Here is a 13787-nt window from a genome sequence, read left to right as displayed (position 1 = left end):
GATGTGGCGTCGATACTACCCAAAAAAAAGCTGGCGCAAGCCAGCCTTTTTGGATGCCTCATGGTCCGCTCACCCCAACCACGCCCGCGCGTTGCGGAACATCCGCTGCCACGGGGAATCCTGTGGCCAGTCGCGCGGGGCCCAGCTGAAGTTGGCGCTGCGCAGGGTGCGCTCGGGATGCGGCATCAGGATCGTCGCGCGGCCGTCGCGGCTGGATACGCCGGCGATGCCGCCTGGCGAGCCGTTCGGATTGGCGGGGTAGGCCTCGGCCACGCGACCGTCGCCGGTGACGTAACGCAGCGCGATGTCCACTGCACTGTGGTCGATGCCGCTGTCGAACTGCGCGCGGCCCTCGCCGTGCGCCACCGCCACCGGGATGCGCGAACCGGCCATGCCGCGCAGGAACAGCGAGGGCGAATCGCCCACTTCGAGCAGTGCCAGGCGCGCTTCGTACTGCTCGCTGGCGTTGCGCTGGAAGGTCGGCCAGTGCTCCGCGCCGGGAATGATCCCGCGCAGCTGCGCCATCATCTGGCAGCCGTTGCAGATGCCCAGCGAAAACGCGTCCTGGCGCGCGAAGAACGCGGCGAACATGTCGCGCAACGCGTTGCGCTCGAGGATCGAGGTCGCCCAGCCGCGGCCGGCACCGAGCACGTCGCCGTAACTGAAGCCACCGCAGGCGACCAAGCCGTTGAAGTCGGCCAGGTCGAAGCGGCCGGCGACCAGGTCGCTCATGTGCACGTCGAAGGTATCGAAGCCGGCAGCATCGAACGCGAACGCGGTTTCGATCTGGCTGTTGACGCCCTGCTCGCGCAGGATCGCGACCTTCGGGCGCGCGCCCTTCGCGATGAATGGCATTGCGATGTCTTCAGCCGCATCGAACGTGAGCTTCGGCTGCAGGCCGGGCGCATCGAAGCGGCGTGACGCGTCGCGCTCGCTGTCGGCGCCGTCCGGGTTGTCGCGCAGCTTCTGCATCGCATGGCTCACCGACCACCACGCGTCGAACAATTCATCCCAACGCCACTCGACCAGGGTCTCGTCGGCGTCGCTGACGCGGATCGTCGGGGCAGTCGTCGGCCGGGCGATGCGTTGCGCGCATTCGATCAGGCCGTGGCGGGCGACCAGGTCGGCGAACGCCGCGCGTTCCTCGACCGGCACCTGCACGACTGCGCCGAGTTCCTCGTTGAACAGCGTGCTGAACACGTCGTCGCCGCGGCCATCGCCCCAACCATCGAGGCGGATCTCCAGGCCGAGATGCGAGGCGAAGGCCATCTCGCACAGCGCGGCGAAAACGCCACCGTCGGAACGGTCGTGGTAGGCCAGCAGCATGCCGTTCTCGCGCGCGTCGCGGACCAGCTCGAACAACGAACGCAGGCGTTGCGGATCGTCGAGGTCGGGCACGTCGCCGCCGAAGGCTGGCAACGCATGACCGTCGGTGGCGTCGGGATGGCATTGCGCGAGCACCGAGCCGCCCATGCGCTGGCGACCGGCGCCCAGGCCGATCAGCCACAACTCCGACTCGATGTCGCGGCGCAGCAGCGGCGTGGCCTGCGCGCGCACGTCGACGACGGGCGCGAACGCGGACACCACCAGCGACACCGGCGACACCGATTTCCGGGCAACGCCATCGGCTTGCCATTGCGCCTGCATCGACAACGAATCCTTGCCGACCGGGATGCTCAGTTCGAGTTCCGGGCACAACTCCATGCCCACCGCCTTGACCGCATCGAACAGGCGCGCGTCTTCGCCGGCATGGCCGGCCGCGGCCATCCAGTTCGCCGACAACTTGATGCGATTGAGCGATTCGACCGGCGCCGCGAGCAGGTTGGTGATCGCCTCGCCGACCGCCATCCGCGCTGAGGCGGCGGCATCCAGCAGGGCCAGCGGCGTGCGTTCGCCGATCGCCATCGCCTCGCCGGTGAAACCGTCGAACCCGCTGAGGGTGATCGCGCAATCGGCGACGGGCACCTGCCACGGGCCGACCATCTGGTCGCGCGCGGTCAGGCCGCCGACAGTGCGATCGCCGATGGTGATGAGAAAGGATTTCGATGCCACGCTGGGATGGGCGAGCACGCGCAGGCCGGCCTCGTGCAGGTCGAGCGCGTCGGTGTCGGCCTCGGGCCATTGCGGCGGCACCGGATGCGCGCTGTCGCGATGCATCTTCGGTGCCTTGCCGAACAGTACATCCATCGGCAGGTCGATCGCCGGCGGCTCGCCGGCATAGCCGACCACCAGTCGCTCTTCTCTGGTCGTGGTGCCGACGACGGCGAACACGCACCGCTCGCGCGCGCACAGCGCGGCGAATTCGGCCACCCGCGACTGCGCGATGCCGAGCACGTAGCGTTCCTGCGATTCGTTGCACCACAGCTGCATCGGCGACAGCGACGGATCATCGCTGGGCACCTTGCCAAGATCGATCACGCCACCCACGCCAGAGTCGTGCAGCAGCTCCGGGATCGCGTTGGACAGGCCGCCGGCGCCGACGTCGTGCACCGACAGGATCGGATTGTCTCCGGCCATCGCGACGCAGCGGTCGATGACTTCCTGCGCGCGCCGTTCCATCTCCGGGTTGTCGCGCTGCACCGAGGCGAAATCGAGGTCTTCGCTGGTATCACCGGACGCCACCGAACTCGCCGCGCCGCCGCCCAGGCCGATCAGCATCGCCGGGCCGCCGAGCACGATCACCGCATCGCCGTCCGACAACAGCAGCTTGGCCACCATCGGCCGGTCCATCGCGCCGATGCCGCCGGCGAGCATGATCGGCTTGTCGTAGGCGCGGGTCAGCTGGCTGCCATCGGACATGCTGCCTTCGCGCAGCTCGAAGCTGCGGAAATAGCCGACAAGATTGGGCCGGCCGAATTCGTTGCTGAACGCAGCAGCGCCGAGCGGGCCGTCCAGCATGATCTCCAGCGCCGGTGCCATCCGCGGATTGAGCACGCGTTCGCCCTCCCACGGTTGCGGCAGCGTGGGAATGCGCAGGTGCGACACCGAGAAGCCGCACAGGCCAGCCTTCGGACGACCGCCGCGACCGGTCGCGCCTTCGTCGCGGATTTCGCCGCCGGCACCGGTGGATGCGCCGGGGAAGGGCGCGATCGCGGTCGGGTGGTTGTGGGTCTCGACCTTGATGCAGAACGCGCTCTCGGCCACCGGTTCGGCACGATATTGCTGGGTCGCCGGATCGGGACGGAAGCGCGACGCCGCGTAACCGCCGACCACCGCCGCATTGTCGCTGTACGCGGACAACGTGTGTTCCGGCGTGACCGCATGGGTGTTCTTGATCATCTTGAACAACGAGGTCGGTTGTTCACGACCATCGATGGTCCACGACGCATTGAATATCTTGTGCCGGCAGTGCTCGGAATTGGCCTGCGCGAACATCATCAGTTCGACGTCGTGCGGGTCGCGGCCGAGTTCCCCGTAACGGTCACGCAGATAGTCGATCTCATCCTGCGCCAGGGCCAGGCCGAGCCGCGCATTGGCGGCATCGATGTCTGCCAGCGGGATCACCTCGAGTGCGCCGCGCGGATTGGCGCTGAACAGCGCCGCGCCGTCTTCGCGGGTGGCAAGCAGCGACTGCGTCATCGGGTCGTGCAGCAGCTTGCCCAGCGCGGCTTGTTTAGCGGCGTCTTGCGGCCAGCCGCTCACGTCGATGCGCATGCCGCGCTCGACCCGTTTCACCGGCAGGCCGGCACCGCGCAGCAGTTCGGTGGCCTTGCTCGCCCATGGCGACAAGGTGCCAAGCCGCGGCACGATGAAACGCGAGACGCTGCCGGGTTCGGCATCGGCCACGCCGTCACCGGCCTGCAGGATGCGCTTGAGCGCCTCCAGGTCCGGGCTTGCACCGGCGTCGGGGTCGATCCAGTAACCATGCCAGGCACCGCTGATGCGCAGACCGGGGACGATGGCGTTGAGTCGGGCTTGCAGGCGGTCGCGACGGAACGGCGACAGGGCGGGCGCGCCCTCGAGGAGGATCATGTCCGGCTGACGGTGGCAACGGGCCGGCTAGTGTAGCCGAGCCGGGCCACGCGCCGGCCGACGCACGGATTCAGACGCCCGCGGCCGCGGCTTCCAGGCGCTCCAGCAGGGCATCCGGCGGCAGGTAACCGCCCATCAGTTCGCCGCTGCTGTTGAGGATCATCGGGGTGCCGGTCAGGCCCATCCGCTGCCCGGCGCGGTACTGCATGTCCACCGGCGTCTGGCAGGTGCGCGACGGCACCGCGCGGCCATCCTTGGCATCGGTCAGTGCCTTGCGCCGATCCGGCGCGCACCAGACCGACACCATGTTGCGGTAGTCGGCGCTGGCCAGGCCGGCGCGCGGAAACGCCAGGTACTCGACCTCGATGCCGCGCTTGGTGTACTCGGCGATGTCGGTGTGGAACTTGCGGCAATAGCCGCATTCGATGTCGGTCAGCACCACAACCGTGTGCTTCGGCTTGCCGGCCGGCGAGAACACGATGCGATCCGCAACCGGCAGGGTCTTGAGGACGTCGGCGCGCAGTTTCGCCATCGCCGCTTCGCCCATGTCCTTGCGCTTGGCGATATCCAGCAGCCCGCCCTGGAACAGGTACTTGCCGTCATCGCTGACATACACGACCTGGCCGGTGGCGATCACTTCGCGGAAACCGGGGATCGGGGCGGCCTTGATGCTTTCCACGGTGATCTTCGGGTTGAGCTCGCGCAAGACGGCGCGGGCGCGTTCCTCCGGGCTACCGGTGGCGAACGCGGGTTCGGCCATGGCCTTCGGTCCGATGGTGATCTTCTGGCCTGCGGCATCCGGTGCAGGCTGTTGCGCGCAGGCGGACAGGCTCAGGCCGCACAGTGCGGCGAAGGCGAGGAAACGATTCATCGAAACTCCTGGAGACGGGCACGTGGTCCGACCGGTCGCCGGCCACGGGGTTCCCGGCATTCTCGCATGCGCCGGCAATCAGGCCCGCGGGTGGTGCCGGGCGTGCAGCGATTTCAGATGCTCGCGCGCGACCAGGGTGTAGATCTGGGTGGTGGACAGCGAGGCATGGCCCAACAGCATCTGCAGCGCGCGCAGATCCGCCCCGCGATTGAGCAGGTGGGTGGCGAAACTGTGGCGCAGGCCATGTGGGCTGACCCGCGCAGGATCGATACCGGCCGCGGCCGCGTGATGCTTGACCAGCGCCCAGAACGCCTGCCGGGTCGGTGCCTGGCCCTTGCCATCGACGAACAGCGATTGGGCGATGCCGGTATCGCGCAGGCCGGCCAGCAGCGCCGGGCGCGACTCGCGCAGGTAACGCTGCAGCCAGTGCTGGGATTCCTCGCCCAAGGGCACCAGCCGATCCTTGCCGCCCTTGCCGGTCACCCGCAGCACGCCCTGACGCAGGTTGATCGCGGTCCCGGGCAGGCCGACCAGTTCGCTGACGCGCAGGCCGCAGGCGTACATCAGTTCCAGCATCGCGCGATCGCGCAGGCCGGTCGGGGTGCCGGCATCGGGGGATTCAAGCAAGGCCGACACCTGCGCTTCCGACAAGGCCTTGGGCAGCAATCGTGGCAGGTGGGGCGGCTGCAGCAAGGCGCTGGGATCGTCGCCACGCAACCGCAGGCGCACGGCGTGCGCGTAGAACGCGTGCAGCGTGGACAGCAGGCGGGCATTGCTGCGCGGCTTGTAGCCGGCAGCGCTGCGCATGGCCAGGTAGTCGAACAGGTCGCTGCGCGCGGCCAATGCCAGCGGCGGTGCCGATGGCCGCGCCTGCAGCCATCGCGCCAGGCCCTGCAGGTCGCTGCGATACGCCGTCAGCGCGGCCGGCGACAGACCGTTCTCAGCCCAGGCGGCATCGAGGAAGCGCTCGATCGCGGTCGTGTCTGCATCCGCCAGCGGTGGCAACGAACGGGCGATGCGTCGGCGATCGGCGGTGGTGCTCATTGCGCGCAAGCGTAGCCGGTGGCCGCACGGGCCGCCTGTATCCTGTCGCGATGCCCGATGACACCGTCCCCGCCGCTGCACCGACCAAACCGCACGCGCTGATCGGCTGGCGTTTGCTGGCCCTGCTCTACGACGCCCTGCCGGTGATCGCGCTGTGGATGCTGGCCTCGACCGCGTTCACTGTGGGCTACACCTTCCTTGGCCACCACCCGCCGCGCGAGAACATCGCACCGTTCAGCGCACTGCAATGGCTGCTCTGGCTGTGCTGCTGGATGATCACCGGCCTGTACGCCGCGCTCAGCTGGCGCGGCGGCGGGCAGACCCTGGGCATGCGCCCGTGGCGGCTGCGGATTGTCGACCTGAGCGGGAATGTCCCGAACGGAAAGGCGTTGTGGCGGCGCTACGCGGTGGCCAGCCTGTCGCTGCTGCTCGGCGGCCTGGGATTCTGGTGGGCGTGGATCGACCGTGACGGCCTCACCTGGCACGACCGCGCCAGCGGGACGCGGCTGATCCGGCAGCCGAAGCGCAGGCCGGTCAGCCCGAGCGCCGTTTGAACAGCAGGTACGAGACCAGCAGCATGATGATCGGCGGCATCGCGTAGGCGATGCGGTAGTCGAAGCGGTAGATCCCGGCCAGCTTCGAGAAGGTCAGCTGCAACATCCAGAAGCCCAGGGCGAACACGATGCCCATGAACACGCGCTTGCCGTAGCCGCCGCTGCGCAATGAGCCGAATGCGAACGGCACCGCCGCCAGGCACAGCGCCAGCACGTTGATCGGGTAGAACCAGCGGCCCCAGTAGATGTCCTCGAACTCGCCCGCTTCCAGATCGTTGCGCTTGCGGTATTCGATGCTGCCGCGCAACTCGCCGCTGCCCATGTTGCGCGGCTTGGTCACGCTGGCGGCCAGCGCGGTCTCGTCCAGCGCCGATTCCCAACGTTCCTCGGGAATCTTGACGCGGGTCACCGACTTCGCACCGAAGGTCGTGCGTTCGACTTCGCGCAGGACCCAACCGCCCGGGCGGTGTTCGGCGATGCTGGCATGGGCAATCGATTCCAGGCGGCCGGCATCGTCGAACTGGAACAGGCGGACGCCGCGCAACTCCAGCCAGCGATCATCGCCGCGCTGCTTCTGCTCGCCATTGCGCGCATTGAGGAACATGTCGCCCTCGCGCGCCCACAGCCCGCTGTATTGGGCCACCACCAGATCCTGATTGCGCACCGATTTGAGCGCCTGCGCGCGTTCCTCGCCCCAGGGTGCCAGGGTCTCGCCATTGACCACCATCAGCGCGGTGAGCATTGCGAGCGACAACGCCACCGAGATGCTCAGGCGGCGACGCGACAGGCCGACGGCGCGCAATGCGGTCAATTCGGATGAGGCCGACAACTGGCCCAGGCCGAGCAGCGCACCGATCACCGCGGCGGTCGGGAACAGGTTGTAGGCGCGCCACGGAATGGTCAGGCCGGTCGCGGCGATCGCATGATTGATGGTGAAGCCGCCTTTGCCGACATCGCGGGCATCGGCGGCGAAGGCCAGCACCACGTCCAGCCCGAGCAGCACGCCCCAGGCCAGCAGCACACTGCCGACCACGGCCCGCGCGATGTAGGTGTCATGCAGGCGAGGCCAGTGCTTCATCGACGCCACCATGCACGCGCCACGCGGCCGTCGCGCGCGTACAGCCAGATGCCCAGGGCGAGCATCGGCAACAGCAACCACCACAGCCCGAAGGCGGCAGGCAGGGTGCCTTCCGCCAACCATTGGGTGCCAAGCATCATCAGGAACACACCCACCAGATAGGCCAGGAACGCCAGCAGCATCGAGCCATAGCGCGCCTGGCGCGGCGAGCTGCGCGCCAGCGGCACCGCCAGCAGGGCGAACGCCAGCGCCAGCAGCGGCGGCGCGATGCGCCAGTGCAATTCGGCGGCGGCAGCGGCACCGGGCATGCCCAGCAGCGCCGGCGTCGGTTTGAATGCGGGCGAATCCGCCAGCGCCTCGTCGTCGGCGGCCGGCAACTGCATCTCGTTGCGCGCATAGCGCATCAGCCGGTAATCCAGATCCGCGCCGCTGGCCGGACCTTCGACCCGGAACCCGTCGAGCAAGGCCAGCAGCCGTGCGCCCTGGTCGCGATACAGCTCACCGGTGCGGGCCGTGGCCACATCCATGCGGTCGCCGCGTTCGCGGTACACGAAGACCCGGCCCAGCTTGGTGCCGTCGCCGGACATTTCCCCGGCATAGGCCACGCCGCCGCCCGACATCGGGGTGAAGCGGCCCGGTTCCAGTCCGGCGACCAGCAGGTTCTTGTTGGCCTCGGCCACCATCGAGCGGGCCACCCCGTTCGCCCACGGGCCCAGCCACAGCGAGCTGCCGCCAATCATGAGCAGGAGTGGAATCACCACGATCAACAGCGGCCGCAGCAACCGGCGCGGCCCCACGCCCGCCGCCGCCAGCACGTGCATCTCGGAATCGCGGTACAGCCGGCCGACCGCCAGCAGCAGGCCCAGCAACAGGCCCAGCGGCAAGATCAGCGGCATATAACTCACCAGCCGCAAGCCCAGCTGGGACAGCAACAGGGTCGGCGGCACCTTGCCGCGCGCCATTTCGCCGATCAGGTCGGCGAACAGGCCGCCCAGGCTGACCATGCCCAGGATCACCAGCGCAGCGAACACGGCGCGGGCGAACTCGGCACTCAGATAACGGTCCAGCTTCGGCATCGGGCCTGCTTGCTTTAAACTTCGGGGTTCGTTACGCGCTGCATCCCGCGCTTTGCCGCGGCCGCGCATTGTAAGCGACACCACCGGCGCGACCGCAGGCATGCCCTGCGGCTGCCATGCCCGTCTTCGGACGTCACTTCCCGGACACCTTGGTCGATGAGCCTCGAATTCAGCCTGAACCTGACCCCGCCCGCCTCCGCCAGCGTCGATTGCGTCGTCGTGGGTGCTTTCGCCGACGGCAGCCTCACACCGGCCGCCGCCGCCCTCGACACCGCCAGCGACGGCCGCATCAAGGCCCTGCTCGCCCGCGGCGACATCGTCGGCAAGACCGGCAAGACCGCCCTGCTGCACGACCTGCCGAACGTGACTGCGCCGCGCGTGCTGGTGATCGGCCTGGGCGATGCCGGCAAGTTCGGCGTCCCGCAATACCTCAAGGCCATCGGCGATGCCGCGCGCACGTTGAAGACCGGCGCGGTCAACTCCGCGCTGTTCACTCTGAGCGAAGTCGCGGTCGCCGGCCGCGATGCCGCATGGAATATCCGCAACGCGGTGATCGCCGCCGATCACGCCTGCTATCGCTACACCGCCACCCTCGGCACCAAGAACAAGAAGCGCGAAGAGAAGGGACTGGTCCGCTTCGAGGTCTCCGGCGATGACGCCACCGCACTCGCCCACGGCATCGCCATCGCTGCCGGCGTGCAGTTCACCCGCGAGCTCGGCAACCTGCCGCCGAACATCTGCAACCCGGTCTATCTGGCATCGCAGGCGCAGGACTTCGCCGCACGTAGCGAAGGCGCCGAGTGCGAAGTGCTGGACGAAGTGGCGATGGAACAGCTCGGCATGGGCTCGCTGCTCGCGGTCGCGCGCGCATCGGCCAACCGCCCGCGCTTGATCGTGCTCAAGTGGAACGGCGGCGGCGATGCCAAGCCCTACGTCCTGGTCGGCAAGGGCATCACCTTCGACACCGGCGGCGTCAACCTGAAGACCCAGGGCGGCATCGAGGAAATGAAGTACGACATGTGCGGCGCGGCCAGCGTGCTCGGCACCTTCGTCGCCGCGGTCGGCATGCGCCTGCCGGTCAACCTGGTGGTGATCGCCGCGGCGGTGGAAAACGCCATCGACGGCAACGCCTACCGCCCCAGCGACGTCATCACCAGCATGTCCGGCAAGACCATCGAAGTCGGCAACACCGACGCCGAAGGCCGCCTGATCCTGTGCGATGCGCTGACCTATGCCGCGCGCTTCGAGCCGGCCGCGCTGGTCGACGTGGCCACGCTCACCGGCGCCTGCGTGGTCGCGCTGGGCAAGTACGCCACCGGGGTGATGACCAAGAAGGACGACGACCTCGCCCGCGAACTGCTGGCCGCCGGCGAGACCGCCTTCGACCGCGCCTGGCAGTTGCCGCTGTGGGACGAATACCAGGGCATGCTGGATTCCGCCTTCGCCGACGTCTACAACATCGGCGGCCGCTGGGCCGGCGCGATCACCGCGGGCTGCTTCCTGTCGCGCTTCACCGAAGACCAGCGCTGGGTGCACCTGGACATTGCCGGCGTGTCGAATGGCGACGGCAAGATGGGCATGGCCACCGGCCGGCCGGTCGGTCTGCTGTCGCAGTGGTTGCTGGATCGGGTTGCGGCCTGAAGCAACATGTCGTCCTCAAGCAGTCATCGCGATGGGCATGCAAGGCGCGGGTTCGCGCGACGACCGGAGTTGACTGGTTGGTCAATGAGGATCGGCGCGCGGATGCGCAACGCCGCATGCACGAGCGAGGGCGCTTGAGATGCCGCGCGCCGACTTCTACCTGATCGACAAGCCCCGCTTCCGCGAGCAGCCGCTGCTGCTCGTGTGCGAGCTGGCGAAGCGAGGCTACGCGGCCAACCTGTCGATCCTGGTGCTCGCGCGCGACGCCGCGCAGGCGGAGGCGATCGATGACCTGATGTGGTCGTTCGATCCCGACGAGTACCTGCCGCACCAGATCGCCGGCATGGACGAAGGCGACGACGACACCCCGATCCTGATCGCCACCCCGGACATGGACATCCCCGCCCGGCCGATGCTGCTCAACCTGCGCGACGCCGCGCCGACCGGTAGCTTCGAGCGCGTGCTGGAAGTGGTGCCCGCGGATCCGTCCGCGCGCGGCCCGCTGCGCGAGCGCTGGAAGCATTACCAGTCGCTCGGGTTCGACGTGAACAAGCACGACATGTGATTTGCGTTTGCCCTTGTGGGAGCGGCTTCAGCCGCGACTCCAAGAGCTCGGGGCTGTAGCCCCTCCCACAACCGCACCCCGCGCTCCAGACGGCCTCCCATGACCACCCTCGCCTCCGGCTACGAACCCAAATCCTTCGAATCCCGCCTGTACGCAGAGTGGGAAACCAGCGGTGCGTTCGCGCCGCAGGGCGACGGCCCCGCTTACACCATCCTGCTGCCGCCGCCGAACGTCACCGGCACGTTGCACATGGGCCACGCGTTCCAGCACACCCTGCAGGACGCGCTGATCCGCTACCACCGCATGCGCGGCTACCGCACGTTGTGGCAGATGGGCACCGACCATGCCGGCATCGCCACCGAAATGGTGGTGTCGCGCAACCTTGCCATCGCGGGGCAAGGCGAAACCCGCGATTCGTTGGGCCGCGATGCGTTCATCGAGAAAGTGTGGGAGTGGAAGCAGCAGTCCGGCGACACCATCGAGCGGCAGATGCGCCGCCTCGGCGCGTCCGGCGACTGGTCGCGCAGCGTGTTCACCATGGATCCGATGGCCAGCGACGCGATCGTCGAAGCCTTCGTGCGCCTCTACGAAAACAAGGACAAGGACGGCAATCCCGACCCCTGATCTATCGCGGCCAGCGTTTGGTCAACTGGGACCCGGTGCTGAAGACCGCGATCTCCGACCTGGAAGTCGCCAGCGAGGAAGAGAACGGCCACATGTGGTCGATCCGCTATCCGCTGGCCGACGGCGTGACCTACGAGCACGTGGAACACGACGCCGACGGCGTCGAGACCCTGCGCGAAACCCGCGACTACCTGGTGGTCGCCACCACGCGCCCGGAAACCATGCTCGGCGATACCGCGGCGATGGTGCACCCGGAAGACGCGCGTTACCTCGCGTTGCACGGCAAGTTCGTGGAGCTTCCGCTGACCGGTCGCCGCATCCCGGTGATCACCGACGACTACGTCGACAAGGCCTTCGGCACCGGCGTGGTCAAGGTCACGCCTGCGCATGATTTCAACGACTACGCGGTGGGCCAACGGCATGCGTTGCCGATGATCAATATCTTCACCGACGAGGCGAAGATCATCGACTCGCGCGATGACATTGCCGCCGCGTATCGCGGACTGGATCGCTTCGACGCGCGCAAGCGGATCGTCGCCGACCTCGACGCTGCCGGCCTGCTGATGGAGATCAAGCCGCACCGCCTGCAGGTGCCGCGCGGCGACCGCAGCGGCCAGGTGATCGAGCCGTTCCTGACCGACCAGTGGTTCGTGAAGATGGACACGCTGGCCAAGCGTGGCCTCGAACTCGTCGAATCGGGCGAAGTGAAGTTCGTGCCGCCGAACTGGATCAATACCTACCGCCACTGGCTGGAGAACATCCAGGACTGGACGATCAGCCGCCAGCTCTGGTGGGGCCACCGCATCCCGGCGTGGTTCGATGACGCCGGCAAGATTTACGTGGGTCGCAACGAAGACGAAGTGCGCGCAACGCACGGCCTTGGCGATGCAGCGCTGCGCCAGGATCCCGATGTGCTGGAGACCTGGTTCTCCTCGGCGATGTTCCCCTTCAGCACTCAAGGCTGGCCGAACGAAGATCGAATGGGCGAACTCGGCTTCGACGTCGCGCTGCCGACCTCCGTGCTGGTCACCGGCTTCGACATCATCTTCTTCTGGGTGGCACGGATGATCATGATGACCGACCAGCTGGTCGATCGCGTGCCGTTCCGCGACGTCTACATCACCGGCCTGGTCCGCGACAAGGACGGCCAGAAGATGTCGAAGTCGAAGGGCAACATCCTCGACCCGCTCGACATCATCGACGGCATCAGCATCGATGCGCTGGTCGCCAAGCGCACCACCGGCCTGATGAAGCCCACCGATGCGCCGAAGATCGAGAAGGCCACGCGCAAGGAATTCCCGGACGGCATCCCCGCGTTCGGCGCCGACGCGTTGCGCTTCACCATGGCCGCACTGGCCGGCCCCGGCCGCGACATCAAGTTCGACCTGCAGCGCGCGGAGGGATACAAGAATTTCTGCAACAAGTTGTGGAACGCGACGCGGTTTGTCTTGATGAACATCGAGTCCATTCCGGCCGATGAGCGGAAGTGGCTGCATGCGGAGCGGCGTTTTTCAACAGCCGGACTCGTCATCAATCAATGGATTGTCGGTCGCCTTCAGGAAGCCATTGCGGACGTTCATTCGCATTTCGCGAACTATCGTTTCGATCTTGCTGCGCAGTGCGTGTACGAATTCCTCTGGAACGAATACTGCGACTGGTTCATCGAGCTTTCGAAACCATATTTCCAAGGCGACTCCATCGGGCACAAGGACAGCACCGCGCAGACCGCCTTGCAGGTGCTTGAATCCGCGCTGCGACTGCTGCATCCGATTGCTCCCTTCGTGACCGAGGAACTTTGGCGCCAGATCGCGCCGCAACTCGGCATCGATGGCCAGAGTGTCATGACGCAAGCCTATCCTGATGCGGAAACTCACCTGATCAATCAGGAAGCGAACGCCGATATCGAATGGCTGAAGGCCGTCATCACCGCGCTTCGCAGCATCCGCAGCCAACTTGGCGTCTCGCCGGCCAAGCAGGTCTCGCTGCTGGTGCGCGGCGGCAACGCCGACGATGCCGCGCGCATCGAGCGCTTCGACGCGCAACTGCGCTTCCTGTGCAAGCTGGAGCGCATCGACACGCTGGCGGGCGATCCGCCGGCTGCAGCACCTGCTGTGGTCGGCGAGCTGCAACTATTCGTGCCGCTGGAAGGCCTGGTCGACCTGGACGCCGAGCGCGTGCGCCTGGACAAGGAACTCGCGCGTGTCGCGTCCGAGAAGGACAAGAGCGAGGCCAAGCTGGCCAAGTTCGGCGGCAACGTGCCGGCCGCGGTGGTGGAGCAGGAACGCGCGCGACTGGTCGACTGGAGCGCGAAGCTGGAGGCGCTGACTGCGCAGCGCGAGCGGCTTGGTTGATCCGGCCTATT

General features: G+C 67.5%; 8 protein-coding genes and 1 pseudogene. 4 read left to right on the top strand and 5 right to left on the bottom strand.

The genetic code is table 11. The annotated features are described in order from the left end of the window. Positions 1 to 69: 69 nt before the first annotated feature. The 3 genes from purL to xerD form a co-directional block, all read right to left on the bottom strand. Entirely contained in the window at positions 70 to 3972 is a 3903-nt protein-coding gene (gene purL, locus H9L16_RS07800; RefSeq protein WP_187553943.1) for a phosphoribosylformylglycinamidine synthase, read from the bottom strand. Between the two features lie 70 nt (positions 3973 to 4042). After that, entirely contained in the window at positions 4043 to 4843 is an 801-nt protein-coding gene (locus H9L16_RS07795; RefSeq protein ID WP_187553942.1) for a DsbC family protein, read from the bottom strand. A gap of 78 nt (positions 4844 to 4921) precedes the next feature. After that, positions 4922 to 5896, bottom strand: a complete 975-nt coding sequence (xerD, locus tag H9L16_RS07790) for a site-specific tyrosine recombinase XerD (RefSeq protein WP_229796623.1) — start codon at positions 5894 to 5896, stop codon at positions 4922 to 4924. A gap of 41 nt (positions 5897 to 5937) precedes the next feature. Here xerD and H9L16_RS07785 point away from each other — a divergent pair, with 41 nt between their 5' ends. Further along, positions 5938 to 6441, top strand: coding sequence for an RDD family protein (locus H9L16_RS07785; protein ID WP_187553940.1), 504 nt, complete (start codon positions 5938 to 5940; stop codon positions 6439 to 6441). Here H9L16_RS07785 and lptG read toward each other — a convergent pair. Together lptG and lptF are read right to left on the bottom strand one after the other, a co-directional pair. Beyond that, complete coding sequence (gene lptG, locus H9L16_RS07780) at positions 6422 to 7567, bottom strand: LPS export ABC transporter permease LptG (RefSeq protein ID WP_187554105.1); 1146 nt, start codon at positions 7565 to 7567, stop codon at positions 6422 to 6424. The two genes, H9L16_RS07785 and lptG, sit on opposite strands and share 20 nt — an antisense overlap. Beyond that, on the bottom strand, positions 7516 to 8595 hold the full coding sequence (gene lptF, locus H9L16_RS07775; protein WP_187553939.1) for an LPS export ABC transporter permease LptF: 1080 nt from the start codon (positions 8593 to 8595) through the stop codon (positions 7516 to 7518). The genes lptG and lptF overlap by 52 nt, the downstream gene beginning before the upstream one ends. A 156-nt stretch (positions 8596 to 8751) precedes the next feature. On the opposite strand from lptF, the gene H9L16_RS07770 reads away from it, so the two are divergent. From H9L16_RS07770 to H9L16_RS07760, 3 genes and pseudogenes are all read left to right on the top strand, one after another. After that, the gene (locus tag H9L16_RS07770; protein WP_187553938.1) at positions 8752 to 10236 is read left to right on the top strand and encodes a leucyl aminopeptidase; all 1485 of its coding nucleotides are present in this window, start codon (positions 8752 to 8754) and stop codon (positions 10234 to 10236) included. Between the two features lie 139 nt (positions 10237 to 10375). Continuing rightward, on the top strand, positions 10376 to 10801 hold the full coding sequence (locus tag H9L16_RS07765; protein WP_187553937.1) for a DNA polymerase III subunit chi: 426 nt from the start codon (positions 10376 to 10378) through the stop codon (positions 10799 to 10801). A gap of 99 nt (positions 10802 to 10900) precedes the next feature. Next, a pseudogene (locus tag H9L16_RS07760) lies at positions 10901 to 13776 on the top strand (valine--tRNA ligase). Positions 13777 to 13787 lie beyond the last annotated feature (11 nt).

Origin of the sequence: Thermomonas carbonis (assembly GCF_014396975.1) — a bacterium.
In the GTDB taxonomy this organism is placed as follows: domain Bacteria; phylum Pseudomonadota; class Gammaproteobacteria; order Xanthomonadales; family Xanthomonadaceae; genus Thermomonas; species Thermomonas carbonis.
The sequence above is the reverse complement of the archived record's forward strand: the minus strand, read 5'-3'. Positions and strand labels throughout refer to the sequence as shown.